At 59.5% G+C, this 14,585-nt stretch carries 13 protein-coding genes; 7 read left to right on the top strand and 6 right to left on the bottom strand.

Going from position 1 to position 14,585, the window contains the following annotated elements; all coding sequences use genetic code 11:
- Nucleotides 1-6: 6 nt before the first annotated feature.
- Both LCF40_RS15305 and LCF40_RS15300 read right to left on the bottom strand, forming a co-directional pair.
- Entirely contained in the window at nucleotides 7-999 is a 993-nt protein-coding gene (locus LCF40_RS15305; protein ID WP_224829107.1) for a D-2-hydroxyacid dehydrogenase, read from the bottom strand.
- Nucleotides 1,000-1,509: 510 nt separating this feature from the next.
- Nucleotides 1,510-2,781: a mandelate racemase/muconate lactonizing enzyme family protein gene (locus LCF40_RS15300; protein WP_114577149.1), complete on the bottom strand. Its 1,272-nt coding sequence runs from the start codon at nucleotides 2,779-2,781 to the stop codon at nucleotides 1,510-1,512.
- 105 nt (nucleotides 2,782-2,886) lie between these two features.
- On the opposite strand from LCF40_RS15300, the gene LCF40_RS15295 reads away from it, so the two are divergent.
- Nucleotides 2,887-3,564 carry an RraA family protein gene (locus LCF40_RS15295; RefSeq protein ID WP_157972365.1) on the top strand — a complete coding sequence of 226 codons (678 nt, stop codon included), beginning with the start codon at nucleotides 2,887-2,889 and terminating at the stop codon, nucleotides 3,562-3,564.
- 164 nt (nucleotides 3,565-3,728) lie between these two features.
- Here the strand turns inward: LCF40_RS15295 and dgoD (LCF40_RS15290) are convergent, their stop codons facing one another.
- Nucleotides 3,729-4,865, bottom strand: a complete 1,137-nt coding sequence (gene dgoD, locus LCF40_RS15290) for a galactonate dehydratase (protein WP_224829106.1) — start codon at nucleotides 4,863-4,865, stop codon at nucleotides 3,729-3,731.
- A 437-nt stretch (nucleotides 4,866-5,302) separates the two neighbouring features.
- On the opposite strand from dgoD (LCF40_RS15290), the gene LCF40_RS15285 reads away from it, so the two are divergent.
- The 3 genes from LCF40_RS15285 (at nucleotide 5,303) to LCF40_RS15275 (ending at nucleotide 8,512) form a co-directional block, all read left to right on the top strand.
- A complete protein-coding gene (locus LCF40_RS15285) occupies nucleotides 5,303-6,067 on the top strand; it encodes an IclR family transcriptional regulator (protein WP_224829105.1) in 765 nt (254 codons plus the stop codon).
- A gap of 311 nt (nucleotides 6,068-6,378) precedes the next feature.
- Nucleotides 6,379-7,515, top strand: a complete 1,137-nt coding sequence (dgoD, locus tag LCF40_RS15280; protein WP_224829104.1) for a galactonate dehydratase — start codon at nucleotides 6,379-6,381, stop codon at nucleotides 7,513-7,515.
- A gap of 106 nt (nucleotides 7,516-7,621) precedes the next feature.
- Nucleotides 7,622-8,512: an NAD-dependent epimerase/dehydratase family protein gene (locus LCF40_RS15275; RefSeq protein ID WP_224829103.1), complete on the top strand. Its 891-nt coding sequence runs from the start codon at nucleotides 7,622-7,624 to the stop codon at nucleotides 8,510-8,512.
- Nucleotides 8,513-8,584: 72 nt separating this feature from the next.
- On the opposite strand, the gene LCF40_RS15270 is transcribed toward LCF40_RS15275, so the two are convergent.
- The gene (locus tag LCF40_RS15270) at nucleotides 8,585-9,772 is read right to left on the bottom strand and encodes an iron-containing alcohol dehydrogenase (RefSeq protein WP_224829102.1); all 1,188 of its coding nucleotides are present in this window, start codon (nucleotides 9,770-9,772) and stop codon (nucleotides 8,585-8,587) included.
- A 297-nt stretch (nucleotides 9,773-10,069) separates the two neighbouring features.
- On the opposite strand from LCF40_RS15270, the gene LCF40_RS15265 reads away from it, so the two are divergent.
- The 3 genes from LCF40_RS15265 to LCF40_RS15255 all read left to right on the top strand — a co-directional run bounded on the left by LCF40_RS15265 (nucleotide 10,070) and on the right by LCF40_RS15255 (nucleotide 12,909).
- Complete coding sequence (locus LCF40_RS15265) at nucleotides 10,070-11,269, top strand: mandelate racemase/muconate lactonizing enzyme family protein (protein WP_224829101.1); 1,200 nt, start codon at nucleotides 10,070-10,072, stop codon at nucleotides 11,267-11,269.
- Nucleotides 11,270-11,436: 167 nt separating this feature from the next.
- Nucleotides 11,437-11,853, top strand: coding sequence for a VOC family protein (locus tag LCF40_RS15260; RefSeq protein WP_224829100.1), 417 nt, complete (start codon nucleotides 11,437-11,439; stop codon nucleotides 11,851-11,853).
- 120 nt (nucleotides 11,854-11,973) lie between these two features.
- Complete coding sequence (locus LCF40_RS15255; protein ID WP_224829099.1) at nucleotides 11,974-12,909, top strand: 3-hydroxyacyl-CoA dehydrogenase family protein; 936 nt, start codon at nucleotides 11,974-11,976, stop codon at nucleotides 12,907-12,909.
- A 55-nt stretch (nucleotides 12,910-12,964) separates the two neighbouring features.
- Here the strand turns inward: LCF40_RS15255 and LCF40_RS15250 are convergent, their stop codons facing one another.
- Nucleotides 12,965-13,417, bottom strand: a complete 453-nt coding sequence (locus LCF40_RS15250) for a PPC domain-containing DNA-binding protein (protein ID WP_224829098.1) — start codon at nucleotides 13,415-13,417, stop codon at nucleotides 12,965-12,967.
- Between the two features lie 51 nt (nucleotides 13,418-13,468).
- Nucleotides 13,469-14,569, bottom strand: a complete 1,101-nt coding sequence (locus tag LCF40_RS15245; protein ID WP_224829097.1) for a zinc-dependent alcohol dehydrogenase — start codon at nucleotides 14,567-14,569, stop codon at nucleotides 13,469-13,471.
- Nucleotides 14,570-14,585 lie beyond the last annotated feature (16 nt).

The following is a 14,585-nucleotide window of genomic DNA, read 5'->3' as shown; positions in this document are numbered from 1 at the left end:
CGACGACTACGTGAACACTACCTCGCCGTCGGAAGTAAGTTCGACGGTGTTTTCCAAGTCGTCGAACTCACCGGTCTCCTCGATCCGTCGGACGTTCCGCGTGAGGAGCTCCGCACACCGCACCCAGTAGTCGGGTGTATGCCCCGACATGTGGGGCGTGACGAGTACGTTCTCGAAGTTCCACAGCGGGTGATCCTCGGGGAGCGGTTCCGGATCGGTTACGTCCAGTGCGGCGCCCCGGAGCTGGTTCTGTCTGATCGCCGAGACGAGCGCGTCCGTCTCGACGAGTTGCCCCCTCGAGATGTTGACGAGAACGGCGTCTGGGGGCAGAACCGACAGCGCCTCCGCATCGATGAGCCCACGTGTGGTCTCGGTCAGTGGACAGGCGAGCGCGAGATAGTCCGTCCGAGCGAGTGCCTCATGGAGTGCGTCGGTCTCGAATCCGACCACCTCGTCGGTCGGGCCGCCCTTCTCGGGCGTGTATCGGACCCCGATCGTCTCCACCTCAAAGCCCGACAGCCGCTGGACAATCGCCGTCCCAATCGCGCCAAGACCGACTACCGTGACGGTACTATCCGTGAAGTCTCGTGCCTGAAAGTGACGCCACTCTCGGCGTTGGTTGCGCCGCATCCCCTCATACAGGTTCCTCGAAAATCCAAGCATTGTCCCGAGCACGTACTCGGCGATGTTCGGGCCATGGATCGACGCATTCGTAACGGTAAGCCCGCGTTCTATGCACGGTCTCACTGTGGCTGGGCCGACCCCGGCACCGCCGGCCGCGTACAGGCGGGCCTTCTCAGCCCGATCAAGGAGTTCCTCGGTGATGCTCCCGCCAGTAATGATCGGGGCGTCGACGACGAGCTCCCGTTCTTGCTGGGGTGTTTTTGCATGTTCGATGTCGTACTCCGGAAGCCGCTCGCGAAGGGCGGTGGCATACTCGGAGATCGGGATGCCGTGGGCTTCCCCACGAAGGACGACGATGTCAGGATCACCGTTCATACCTCTTCATGAACCCCACCACATTTCAAACCTCCTATAATTGACATCTGCGTTTCACCTCTTCTCTCCCGTGGCCACGACGGGGATGTTCGCCTCGGTGCTACCTTAAACAGCGAGAGAGTCCCGCCGTTGAGTGATGGGCGTAACCTTTGAGCGTTCCAGATCTGTAAACTTCGTCTCGTCATCCCGTCGGTCCCGGTCTCCGTGAAGGGATGGTCAAACGTTGCGCAGACCACTCTAGCCGAGACTCCCAGCGCGAGGAAACCCCGGCGTTGAGTGGTCACTGCAACACCTGAATATCCAGAAGGAACGTGGCGATTTAGTTCTCAGCGACGCTCGGAGGCTTGTTTAATCGGGAAATCCACTCGTGGTGAGAAGCGCTTTGAGCTGGAGCCTGTGATGCGTATTCATCCATTGCGCTAATCACTCCACGCCGGGGAGGATGTCATGGTCGTCCGGTCGTGTGATTCTGCGGGCGAGCAGACGAGGTATCATCCCACGGAGATCTCATCACGACTCGTCGAAGAGCGTCTCGCCCTCAACCATGCGGTCCTCGACGACATCGAGATCGAGTGTCAGCCCGATCCCTGGGCGTTCGGGAACCTGGATGTATCCATCCTCGATGATCGGTTCATTCACGAGATCGGCCCACCAGTCGACTGCACGGGCGTGGTACTCGAGCGCGAGGAAGTTGGGACAGGCACAGGCAGTGTGCGCGCCGGCCATCGTCCCGATCGGCGAGGAGACGTTGTGGAGCGCGAAGGGAATGTAGTAGGTTTCGGCCTTGTTAGCGATCTTCATCGTCTCGCGCATCCCTCCCATCTTGGGAAGGTCGGGTTGGATCACGTCGACGGCTTCCTCCTCGATGAGCCGCCGGAAGCCATGTGTTCGATACACGTTTTCGCCGGCGGCGACTGTCGTCGAGGTGCTCCGGGTAACGGTCCGTTGAACGTCGTGGTTTTCCGGGGGGACGGGATCTTCGAGCCAAAAAACGTCGTAGGGTTCGATGGCTTCCGCCAGTCGCGACGCGCTGTCGCCCGTCCAGCTCCAGTGACAGTCGAAGGCGACGTCGATGTCGTCGTCGACGGCCTCAGTGGCTGCCTCGACGATGTCGACTTTGTGGCGTAGTTCCGGATCGCGGAGATGACGATTCATCCGATCCTTGTCGTACTCGCTCGGGACGTCGAGATCGAACTTCAGGGCGTCGAAGCCGTCATCGACGACTCCTTTCGCGGCCTGAGCGTACGCTTCAGGCGAGTGTTCGTCCCGGTACTCCGCCGTGTCTGACTCGGCGCCGTGAGAACCCGCGTGGGTGTCACAGTAAACACGGACGTGATCGCGGTACTTGCCACCGAGCAGCTGATAGGCCGGCACGTCGAGCACCTTGCCCGCCAAGTCGTGAAGTGCGATTTCAAGGCCCGAGACTGCGGTGACGACTGAACCTGCCAGTGATCCTTCCCCAGAGAACCGCTGGATCAGGTGTGTATACAGGCGATCGATATCCAAGGGATTCTCACCGAGGAGATACGGCTTCGCCGACTCGATGATCGGTGGAACGCCCGATCCCCAGTACGCCTCACCCGTGCCGACGATGCCCGCATCGGTGTAGATGCGGACGAGGGTCCAGTCGTAGTTTCCATCGACCATCGTCGTCTGGATGTCCGTGATCTCGAGATCGCGCGGTCCGGGCGCGCGTTCGACATCGAGGTCGCCGGTCGTCTCGGAGTAGTCGATCAGTAAGCCCGGTTCTCGCTCTCGGCGGGAAGTAAAGTCGATTCCCATATCCTCGACAGTGGATCAAGTCTTATATAACGATTTGGGTGTCGGCGAACGGGCAGATCGCTGCCAACGGAAAGAATATATGGGTGGTCATCTACACGGTATATGATGACAACGAGTCTCACGGAGACCCAACGGGATCGGCTACAGGGCCTGCACAGCGCGATGGTCAACGATATCACCGACGAGATGGGGATCGACGATAACGTCATCCCGTGTAAGCGCATCCGCGCCCTCTGGAGTCGAGAACCAGCGGTAGGAACGGCCTACACCTCTCAATACGTCGAGATCGGCTATGAAGAGAAACGTGGCGACGATCCTCGCGATGAACTCGGGTTACAGTACCTCGAGGAGATCAGTGAGGGGGACTTCGTCATCCGAGCAGCGCCCGACGACACGAAGTCCGGTATGTGGGGAGAACTCCTCAGCACCATCGCCCAGGAACGAGGCGCCGCTGGCGCCCTCATCGATGGAGCAACCCGCGACTCCCGGATGATCGAGGATCATGGGTTTCCCGTCTGGTCAGAGGGGCACAGCTCGATCGAATCGTTCGGGCGAGTGAGCCTGCGTGAAACGGAAGTCCCGGTCGAGATCGAGGGCGTAACCATCTCCCCCGGCGACGTCGTTCTGGCGGACTACGAATCGATCGCCGTCATCCCGCCAGAGATCGTCGATGACGTGATCGAGCGGGGCGAAGAGGAAATGGAACTCGAAGAGCACGTCCGTGAGGACATTCGCTCAGGCGATTCCGTCTACGAAGTCTGGGACCGCTACGAAACGCTGTAAGCGTCGCTCCGTTCCGGCATTGTGTAGCCGTTGTTGGTTGTCGAAACGAAATACGCGGGTTCGCAGCCGTAGTGACATGAACGATCCAGTCACGAACCCACCGGTCCGCTTCGCGTCTGGAACCGACGCTCGATGGGTCGTCCATCTGAAGCGAACCGATACCATTAGAACTCGGCGACGCTGCCATCGGGGTGGCGTCGAAGGGGGTACGGCTGATCAACCTCAATTGCGTCCAACTCACGGACGCGGTCCTCATCGATGTCGACGTTCAACCCCGGGCCGTCGGGAATGTTGACGTAGCCGTCCTCCAGTGAGAACGCCGAGTAGTCGAAGTAGTCGTGTACCTCTTCTTGACCCGGGAAGCCATAATCATGGATGAGATGGTTCGGGATGCTGGCACTGACCTGGATCGTCGCCGCAAGCGCGAGCGGACTCCGCGGGCGGATCTGAGAGACTGCCGCGCCCGAAGTCTCTGCCATCTGGGCGATCCGCATACTCTCGGAGATCCCCCCCGCTCGGGAGATGTCCGGTTGGACGACGTCGACGAGTTCCGTATCGAGTAGCGGCTTGAAGTCCCACCGAGAATACAGCCGCTCGCCGATCGCGAGCGGGGTAGCCGTATGTCTCGCCAGATCCGGAAACGAAGCGATGTCTTCGGGACGGAGCGGTTCTTCGACGAACAACAGGTCGTAGGGCTCGAGATGGGTTACCAGTCGCCGTGCCATCGTCTTCGACGCGCGGCCACGGAAATCGACACAGACACCGACCTCGTCGCCGACCGCCTCTTGGACGGCTTCGACGCGCTGGCGGACGTGATCCGTGACCGCCGGTGCGTCAATATGGGCTAATCTCTCGGTGGCGTCGATCTTTACGGCGGAGAACCCCTCTTCGACTGCCCGTTCGGCCTCCGACGCGATGTGTTCCGGTCGGTCCCCGCCAATACGCTGGTAGACACGGACCCGATCCCGACACTGACCGCCAAGGAACTCGTACACGGGGGCACCGTAGTGGTTGCCTTTGATGTCCCACAGCGCCTGTTCGATGCCCGCGATGGCGCTCATCAGTATCGGGCCGTCTCGATGATATCCGCCGCGATACATCGCTTGCCAGTGATCCCCGATCCGGAGTGGATCCTCACCGAGGAGATACTTCTCCATCACCTCCGTGGTCGCGGCCTTCACGGTCCGTGAATACGGGAGATTCGTCGGTTCTCCCCACCCAGTCTCGCCATCGCTCGTGGTCAGTTTGAGAAAGAGCAATCCCGGGGGGATCTCGAACAGTTCGTAATCGGTTACTTCCATACGTGGATGGCAGGTACTCACTCACAGTGTATAAACGGTCGCATCCGGAAACTGGATATCATTATTATTCACACATGGTGGATGGAGATCACCCACCCGTTCCAGATGAAGCGAATTCCGGGTCTCTTTCCGCATACCAACCGGTAACACTCCCAACGAAGCCGTATCCTCGCCGAAGTTATGATCTGAACGGAACTCTGTAGCCACACCATTACAAGCATATGACTGTGATTCAAATCGAAACGACCCGTGGAACGATCCACTTGTCGTTCTATCCGAGAAGACTATTGATCATGGTGGTTCGTGAGATCACCATGCTGTCCACACTATATGAACGGACGCCCTGGTGGTGTCTGTGCTGGTACAATTACGTGAGGAGGGTGTCCACAGGGTATGAACAGTTTTTTACCCCTCCAACCGTAATGGTACCATAGATCATGGGAACGATTGATCCACAGAAAAATAAAACGACTCAAACGTCCTTCCAAGTACTGGACGGACTTGTGCGGTTGAACGGGGGAGGGGTCACGGATCTCGCCCAAGATCTCGGCATGCCGAAAAGCACAGTATATAAACATCTCGCGACGCTTCGCGACATCGGATATGTGAAAAAAGACGGGAGCACGTACGACCTTGGTGCAAAATTCGTAGAATTGAACGACGCGACGTTGAGAGAATACAGACTCTATCGAGTCGGCCAGACCAACGTAGAGCAGTTAGCGAGGGCCACAGGGGATGTGGTCGGGTTGTTTATCGAAGAGAACGACCGAGGGATCGATCTCTTTCGCATACGGGGTAACTACGCGTCCAAGAACGACATCACGTTCATCAATTCCCATCATCTGCACGCGAGTGCGGCCGGAAAAGCGATTCTTTCACAGTTATCCGAAGAACGGAGAGGCAAAATTCTGGACCGAAACGAACTCCCCCAGTTGACTGAGGATACGATTACTGATCGAGCCGAGCTAATTGAGCAGCTGGAGGTAATTCGCGATCGTGGGGTCGCCTTTGAATGTGGGGAACAACAGCGAAGCTACCACTCCATCGCCACACCCATCAGTTCCTCGGATACCGTTCTCGGGTCGATCTATGTCGCTGGACCGCCGGATCGCCTGTCCACGCCAAGAATGAGACAAGACCTCGCGATGACCCTGGGAACTACTGCCCGAGACATCGAACGGAGACTCGCCGACAACGAGTGATCGTGGATCCTCATCGATTCGCCACGCCTCCGCTTCGATCACCCCGTCCGTCGCCTATAACATCCAGAGCGAACGCCGATCTGCCTATCGAGGATTCGTTCGAGTCCACCTCATCGCTATCACCCTCGCTGTACTGGAGTTAGGGGATCGGTTCATAAAGATAGCGACGTTCAAGCGTCGCTTGGGTGGCGAACGAGGACTCGTGTTGATTCCGTACCCGTCGTTGGCGTCACTCGATTCACTAGCAGAAGCGGTGTTATGCGTATTGATATGACGTAACTATATATGCTGGCTACTACTGACTATCGAATATGCGTGTCACCGATTACGAACTGTTCGAAGTCCCCCCGAGATCGCTCCTCCTCAAAGTCGAAACCAGCGACGGAATCGTCGGCTGGGGGGAGCCCGTAGTCGAAGGTCGGGCCCAGACGGCCGCGGCCGCGGTCGAGAAGCTTCTGGAGACCTATATCGTCGGTGAGGACCCCTTCCCGATCGAGGATCACTGGTCGAAGATGTACCGTAGCGGGTTCTACCGTGGAGGGCCGATCCTCATGAGCGCGCTCTCGGGCATCGATCACGCGCTGTGGGACATCAAGGGCAAGGCTCTGGGGGTGCCAGTCTACGAGCTGCTCGGCGGAAAGGCCCGCGAACGAATCCGGCTGTACGCACACTTCAGTGGGAGCACTCCCGACGAGATGGCCGAGGCCGCTCGCGAGCGCGTCGAGAGCGGGTTTACCGCGATCAAGAACGGGCCCCGGGTCAACTGGGAACATCTCGACAATCGTGTGTCGCTCGATTTCGTCAGGGAGATGGTTGGGGCGGCCCGTACAGCTGTCGGCGACGAGGTCGACATCATGCTTGACTTCCACGGCCGGCCCTCGAAACAGATGGCCAAACGCCTCGTCTCGGAACTCGAGGAGTTCGACCCGCTGTTCTACGAGGAACTGGTCGTCCCGGAGAAGAACCACCTCCTCCCGGAGATTGCCCAACACACTACCATTCCCATTGCCACGGGCGAGCGGATGTTCTCCCGCTGGGAATATCGATCACTGCTGGAGGACGGTGTGATCGACGTCGTCCAGCCTGACGTCGCGCACGCAGGGGGAATCACCGAAACCCGAAAGATCGCAACAATGGCGGAGACGTACGATGCAGCGGTCGCCCCACATTCCCCCTTGAGCGCGGTCGCGCTCGCGGCTTGCGTGCAGCTCTGTGCCTGCACACCCAACGCGATCATTCAGGAACAGATCGTCCACCAAGAGGGCACTCCGAACTACCTTTCGGACATGACCGTTTTCGACTACGACGAGGGTGGGTACATCGACCTCCCCGAAGAGCCGGGGCTGGGGATCGATATGGACGAGGATTTCGTCCGGGAAATGGCGACGGAGGACGCCTGGGACGCGCCGGTGATGCGTCGCGATGACGGGAGCGTCACCGAGTGGTAAGGACCGATGCCGGGTGTACCGGGAGAGCCGGAGTCCGCAACGGTCGAATGAACGTCCCACATGGGGCGACGCTGAATTTTAATAGGGTTCTCCCCAGGAAGAGTATATGGCGCTCGACACCATTGCCGTCACCGGGGGCAGCGGCCTCATCGGGAGCAGCATTATCGCGAACGCGAGCAACGCCGGTTACCGGACCGCGAACCTAGATCGCGTCCGCCCGTCGGGTGAATCGAACGCGAACGAGTACGTCGAGACGGACGTCCTCGATTCCGGGGACGTCTACGGGGCGCTGGCCCACGTCGATGCGGACGCCGTGATCCACATGGGGACGATCAGAACGCCGTTGAACCACCCGGGCGCCGAGACCTTCGCGAGCAACGCCATGACGTCCTTTCACGTCCTCGAGGCCGCTTCCGCGCTCGGTCTGGAGGCGGCTTGCTTGGCTTCGAGCATCAACGCCCTCGGCTTCAACTTCCAGGACGTCCCGCCCGAGATCGAATACCTCCCGGTGGACGAAGCCCACCCCACTACACCCCGTGATCCCTACGCGCTCGGAAAGCGCGTAACGGAGGAGATCGCCGACGGCTTTGGTCGGCTTTCGGGCGAGCCGGAGACGATCGCGACGATCCGTTTCCCCTACGTGGGCGCGACGGATTCGCTGCGAGACCGGTACGCCGAAACGGATCGCTCCCTCCCTGCTCTTCGGGAAGGGTGGGATCCCGACGGCCCAAGTGACGACCTCTTCGCCTACATCCACGCGGACGATGCAGCCCGGCTCGCCGTACGAACCGTGGAAGCAGAGTTCGAAGGCCACGAAACGTTCTGGGCGTCCGCCGCCGATACGAGCACGAACGTTCCGACCGAAGAGCTGATCGAGGAGTTCCACCCCGGAGCGGAGATACGGCGCCCGTTTTCGGGCCACGAGAGCCTCGTCACGACCGAGAAGGCGACCGAACTGCTCGGCTGGGAGCCCGTTCACTCCTGGCGGGATATATAACTCAAAAACAACACCGTGTCGAATAGACACTAGAACATCTATTTTCGGTTTATGAGGTGGCGGGATACTCGCTTAATTGGCTCGGCAACGACGCGGGCTATCGGACGCCAGTGCGTCATCATACACCTCGACAAACAGTGACTCGATCTCTGACTTCGTTGGCTTGCGTGGATTGTTCGCCGGTGATCCGGAATCGATCGCGTCCTGGGCCATTTCCGGGATCACATCGAGGAACTCCTCGCGGCCGGGTACCTCGCCGAAGTCGTCGAGGTACGTCGCCAATCCGACATCCGTACACAGTTCGCGGACCGCATCTGCTGCCTCCATTGCAGCCTTGCGATCAGAGTCTGCTTCATCCGCGACGTTGAAGATGCGTGCGATTTCAGCGTACTTCTCGGGCGCCCCTATCGCAGAGAATTTCATGACGTAGGGCAAAAGCAGCGCGTTTGCGAGACCATGAGGGATATGGAGCTGTGCGCCGAGAGGGCGTGCCATGCCGTGGACCAAGGCTACGGAAGCATTCGTGAACGCCTGCCCAGCCTGTAACTGGCCGATCATCATGTCCGTGCGTGCATCGATATCGTCCCCGTTCGCCCACGCAGTAGGGAACGACCGAGCGATTCGGCGGATCGCGGCGCGCGCGTAGTCGTCCGGAACGCTGTAGGTCTTCACCGAAACGAACGCCTCGATGGCGTGAGTCAAGGCATCGATCCCGGTAAAGGCTGTATGGCTCTTGGGGAGCGAAAGGGTGAGAACTGGATCCTCAATGGCCACCTCGGGGACTACATGTTCTGAGACGATAATGAATTTCGTCGTGGTTTCGGTATCGGTCAAGACGATCGTTTGCGTCGCCTCGCTACCCGTGCCCGCTGTCGTATTGACTGCGATTAGTGGTGGTGTCGGGTTCGGAACTCCTCCATAGCCCGCCTCATCTACAGCGAACGAGCGGATACTCCCCTCGTTCGCCGCCAGCACGCCGATGGCCTTACCCACGTCAATCGAGGAGCCACCACCGAGTGTGACGATTACTTCACAACCTTCTGTCTCCCAGCGGCTGTAGGCATCTTCGACGTTCGCCACAGTCGGATCCGAACGAACGTCGACAAACGGTACTACTTCGATACCGTTCGCTTCGAGTTCGGCTATGACTGTCTCCCCGTGGATATCGTAAATCTCCGGAGTAGCGACGACGAGCGCCGTATCGCCGTATAGAGTCGTATAATCACCGACCTGTTCCACTGCGCCACGTCCGACGACCATTCGGGACGGCGAGACCAGTACTCGTGGTCCCTGAGCTGGCGTCGGATACTCTAGTTCCATGGTGAGTATTCAGCAGAGGCTACGGCTGCTAGATAGTAAATAGCACGGATTTCAGTGGGCGTCGTATTGGATGAGAGATGGTAGTACAATAGATCGTTGTCTTGCCCCCATAGTAGGGATTAGACGCTGACGGAGTCGTCGTGACCCGTTTTCCGAGACCGATGTCGAGGCTAGAAGAATTGCAGCAGGAGCGACATCGTACGGTAGTTTTATTAGACCACTATGGGTGATCTACCCATGGTGCGCATTAGCGATCAGCGTGACATAGAGATTACGGACATCCAGACGACGAAAGTCGCCGGGAACTTCGAATGGACGCTCGTGAGAGTGTACTCGGACGCAGGCATAACCGGAACCGGAGAAGCAGTACTCGGGCCGAAGGCCGACGCCTACATCGAATACGCCAAGGACGTCGTCATCGGGAAGAATCCAACCGACATCGACGCGCGCTGTACTGAACTGTTCGATCAACTCGCCCACTACGGCGCGATGAACGGTATCGCAGTGACGGCGATCTCGGGGATCGATATCGCGCTTCACGATCTCGCGGGGAAGGTACTCGACGTGCCAGCCTACCAGCTCTTAGGGGGGAAACACCGCGACGAGGTTCGAGTCTACTGTGATAGTCACGCTGGCGAGCACCTCCGGCGGACAAACGTCACGGATGACTACGATCCTTACTCTCCAGAATCGTATGCCGACGCTGCCGAGGACGTCGTTGAAGACGGCTTCGACGCCCTGAAGTTCGATCTGGATGCAACTGACCGCTACGAGCTCGACCAACGAAACAAGCATCTGAACGCGCGTGCAATCGAGTATCGAACGGATATCGTCGAAGCCGTAACGGAACGCGTCGGCGACCGCGCCGACGTCGCCTTCGACTGTCACTGGAGCTGGACGGGCGACAGTATACGACGGCTGGCCAAGGCGATCGAGCCGTATCCAGTGTGGTGGCTCGAGGACACCGTCCCCCCCGAGAACCACGACGTCCAGATTCAGGTTACGCACAGCACCGATACGACGATCGCTGCCGGTGAGAACGTTTATCGCGTCGAAGGTGCCCGACGGCTGATCGAAAACCAGGGGCTCGATATACTTCACCCCGACGTTCCCAAGACCGGTGGGATGCTCGAGACGAAGAAGATGGCCGATCTGGCCAAGGCATATTACGTCCCGCTGGCACTACACAACGTCTCCTCGCCGATCGGGACGATGGCGTCGGCCCACGTCGCCGCCGCTGCCTCAAATTTCCTCGCCATGGAGTACCACGCTCGAGACGTAGACTGGTGGGCTGATTTAGTTGCGGGCTCGGACTCGATCATCGAAGACGGCTGCATAGCCGTGCCCGACAAGGCCGGGCTCGGGGTTGACCTCGACCTCGACGTCGTCGAGGATCGTATGGTCGAGGGCGAGACTCTGTTCGACCCGGCTCAGTGATTGGGACCGAAACGTCCGAACGCCAGAGTTGAGGGCTGTACTCTCCCGGTTCAGCGGAACAGTGACGAGACACCCTACACCACCGCGATACGCCAGTTTTGGTCCATGTCCGGAGCTCGGAATTCGAGGGAAAACACTTGGTGATGGGGCTACTGTGCTAGCCCGGTATGCTTTCGGGATTACACCACGTCGGTCACGTCACCACCGAGTACGATCGAACGATCCGGTTCTACCGGGATGCCCTCGACGGGACTGTCGGTGAGACGACAACTGTGGGCGGCGCGGTTAACGTCGCATTCGTCGAATGGTCGTCGTTTCGGGTCGAGGTAGTCGCCCGCGATGAGCGCGGAACGTACCTTGACGAGTTGCTCGACGAGTTACTCGACGTATCGCCGTATCATCTCGCCGTCATCGTCTCCGATATCGAGGAGGCAATAGCGTCGCTTGCGAACGCCGGCTATCCGATGTTCGATGACCAACCGGTCGAGGGGCTCGGGCCATACGTTCGAGCGTTCGTCGAACCGGATTCCACCCCTGGTCTCCCGATCGAACTCGTCGAGCTCGCTGAGACGGACACGCCGTGATGCCCGCCGTCGGCAACCCCGTCTCTCCTCAGGTACCCAAGAGAGGGTTGGCCTGGAGTTCCGTATCGAGGTGGAGCATCATCACATTATAAGTTCGCTAGCTCCGAGTTCGGACACTGGATGCAAGACTTACAACTCAGTGTGATCGGTGCGGGTCAGATGGGTGCTGGTTTCGTCGTCCATTTCCGCTCGGCTGACCTTCCCGTCACACTCATCGACCACCGCCAGTCGAATCTCGACGATGCTCGCAGTCGAATCCGAGAGACGGTCCGTTTCCTGAACGACCGTGGCATGATGGAGGCGTCCCCCGAGGTCGTTCTCGACGGCGTTACATTCACCCTCGACGCCCCGGAGGGGGTCGCCGAGTCCGAGATCGTCCTCGAGACGGTCGCCGAAGACCTCGAGACGAAACGGGAGGTGTTCGAGACCGTTGCCGCCGCTGCTCCGTCGAACGCGATCCTCGCGACCAACACGTCCGGGATCCCGATCACGGAGATCGCGGCCGGCTTCCCTTTTGCCGATCGAGTCGTCGGTTGTCACTGGCTCTTTCCACCGTACCTGCTACCGACAGTCGAGGTTATTCGGGGCGAATCAACGTCGGAGGAAACCGTCGATCGGCTCGCCGCGTTCGTCGAGGCCGTCGGGCGCAAGCCGATCATCGTCCACCGTGACGTCCCCGGGTTCGTTTGGAACCGTGTCCAGTTTGCCGTCCTTAGGGAATGTGCACACATCGTCGAAGAGGGTGTTGCGTCGGTTGAGGACGTCAATACGGCCATCCGAGACGGATACGCCCGTAGAACGGCCGTCATCGGCCCCTTCGAGACGGTCGACATCGCTGGTTTGGAACTCTTCAAAACGGTCGGTGACGATCTCATCCCCGAACTCTCGAACGCCGAGACGGTCTCGGACCTTTTCGACGACTATCTCGCGGAGGGCCGCGGCGGCGTCGAGAAGGGAGCGGGATTTTTCAGTTACAACGAGTCTCCCGAGGACGTCCAGCGGCAACGAGACGACCGCCTCATCGAAGTCGCACGGGCGCTGGAGGAAGACGGCTGAGCGGTCGTTGCCGGTGAAATCGATAGATGATTCACTCAACTCGACCGGTCGTGACCTACCGCGACTGGAGCATCGGGATTCCCATCTCTTCGGGTCGGCGCGCTAACTCGGGGCCCTCGATTGGACGAATCACGATCTCCATGAGTGCGTGGACCACCGAATCCGGTTCGAGGTGACCCGCGATCATCCGCCCGCTTTCGGCCTCGAACGCCGTAATGTGGAGATGTGGTTCACCGTCGGCGATCGCACCTTGCAGCGATCCGACCTCCCAGGCCCCTTCTTCGTGGAGGTACTCATCGACGTCGTCGTTGTCCTCGGCGAACTCCGGGAACTCCTCGTAGGGGACCACGTAGTGGACGTGGAGCTTGTTCAACGATCCGATTCCCGAAACGACGACTCCCGTATCGATTTCGTGGTCATCGATCGTCTCCGTGATCGACTCGAGGGCTTTATCGCCCGGTTGAAGCTGGAGGATGACGTGTCCGTCATTGCCTTCGAATGAGCGCATCAGTCACCCGAATATGCACGCATCGTTATATTCGTTTGGGTCGTCGTGATCTCAGGGGTGAACGGTAGCGCGGTAGGAGTCGCCGGTCGCTTGTGCCTCGAAGGCGCTCTCGGCTTCCGAGAGATCCACACGATAGTCGAACAACTCGAGAAACGGCAGGTCGTCACGGTAACCCTGGAGCAACGAGAGGCTGGTCCGGAACTGCGCAGGTGGGTATACGTAACTGCTCTCGACCGAGATGTCGTTCTGAACGATCCACGTGGGGTTGATCTCAGCGGTCCCCGCATCCGCGAAGTGACCCACCTCTACGAGTGTGCCACCGTTTCGGGGCATCCTGAGTCCCTGTTCGAACGCACTCGGGTGGCCCACGGCCTCGACGACGACGTCCGGACCGATCCCGTCGTTTCCTTTCGCTCGTACTGCCTCGATCAGAGCCTCGTCGTCGTCGTAATCCCTGATGTTGACGGTCCGTGTAGCGCCGAACTTCCGAGCCAATTCGAGGCGCTTTTCTACCATGTCGATGGCGATGATCTCGCTGGCGCCGGTGGCGTGTGCCGTAGCGACCGTCAGTAGGCCGATCGGGCCGGTGCCTTGGACGGCGACGCTCTGTCCGGGGCCGTAGCCCTCGCGGGCAAACGGGAGGCCGGATTGGAAACTCTGTTCGAGAGCGTAGGACGCCACCGCGAGGGGTTCGACGAGCGCGCCGTAATCGATGTCCAGATCGTCCGGAAGTCGGAAGAAATCGGCGTTCCCCTCGATGAGAACATACTCGCTCATGCCGCCACGGAGAGTGGGTTCACGGTCGATACTGGTGAACCCGTAGACGGTGCGATCGAGGCAGGCGGTTGGGCGGGCGGGAACGTTGTTGCAGTACCAACACTCTCCGCAGGCCCGTCCCGGACAGACGGTCACCGCGTCACCTACCTCAATAGCGACACCGGCGAAGTCAGTGGTGACAGCCTCTCCCGTCTCGACGATTCGCCCGGCGAACTCGTGACCTGGAATGACGGGAAAATCTAGAGGCATTCCGCCCTCGTTCATATGGACGTCAGTCCCACAGACGCCACACAACTCTACCTCGATGAGAACCTCGTTCGGGCCCACTTCGGGGACGTCGAACTCGCGAACCGAGAGCGTCCCTGGTTCGTCCATAACCAAACTTCGTGAG

It is taken from the genome of Saliphagus infecundisoli (genome assembly GCF_020177375.1).
GTDB classification, from domain to species: domain Archaea; phylum Halobacteriota; class Halobacteria; order Halobacteriales; family Natrialbaceae; genus Saliphagus; species Saliphagus infecundisoli.
The sequence above is the reverse complement of the archived record's forward strand: the minus strand, read 5'-3'. Positions and strand labels throughout refer to the sequence as shown.

What these genes read in the sequence shown, in the direction of transcription:
- LCF40_RS15305 (WP_224829107.1), bottom strand. Translation starts at nt 999, where the DNA reads ATGAACGGTGATCCTGACATCGTCGTCCTTCGTGGGGAAGCCCACGGC.
- LCF40_RS15300 (WP_114577149.1), bottom strand. Translation starts at nt 2,781, where the DNA reads ATGGGAATCGACTTTACTTCCCGCCGAGAGCGAGAACCGGGCTTACTG.
- LCF40_RS15295 (WP_157972365.1), top strand. Translation starts at nt 2,887, where the DNA reads ATGACAACGAGTCTCACGGAGACCCAACGGGATCGGCTACAGGGCCTG.
- dgoD (WP_224829106.1), bottom strand. Translation starts at nt 4,865, where the DNA reads ATGGAAGTAACCGATTACGAACTGTTCGAGATCCCCCCGGGATTGCTC.
- LCF40_RS15285 (WP_224829105.1), top strand. Translation starts at nt 5,303, where the DNA reads ATGGGAACGATTGATCCACAGAAAAATAAAACGACTCAAACGTCCTTC.
- dgoD (WP_224829104.1), top strand. Translation starts at nt 6,379, where the DNA reads ATGCGTGTCACCGATTACGAACTGTTCGAAGTCCCCCCGAGATCGCTC.
- LCF40_RS15275 (WP_224829103.1), top strand. Translation starts at nt 7,622, where the DNA reads ATGGCGCTCGACACCATTGCCGTCACCGGGGGCAGCGGCCTCATCGGG.
- LCF40_RS15270 (WP_224829102.1), bottom strand. Translation starts at nt 9,772, where the DNA reads ATGGTCGTCGGACGTGGCGCAGTGGAACAGGTCGGTGATTATACGACT.
- LCF40_RS15265 (WP_224829101.1), top strand. Translation starts at nt 10,070, where the DNA reads ATGGTGCGCATTAGCGATCAGCGTGACATAGAGATTACGGACATCCAG.
- LCF40_RS15260 (WP_224829100.1), top strand. Translation starts at nt 11,437, where the DNA reads ATGCTTTCGGGATTACACCACGTCGGTCACGTCACCACCGAGTACGAT.
- LCF40_RS15255 (WP_224829099.1), top strand. Translation starts at nt 11,974, where the DNA reads ATGCAAGACTTACAACTCAGTGTGATCGGTGCGGGTCAGATGGGTGCT.
- LCF40_RS15250 (WP_224829098.1), bottom strand. Translation starts at nt 13,417, where the DNA reads ATGCGCTCATTCGAAGGCAATGACGGACACGTCATCCTCCAGCTTCAA.
- LCF40_RS15245 (WP_224829097.1), bottom strand. Translation starts at nt 14,569, where the DNA reads ATGGACGAACCAGGGACGCTCTCGGTTCGCGAGTTCGACGTCCCCGAA.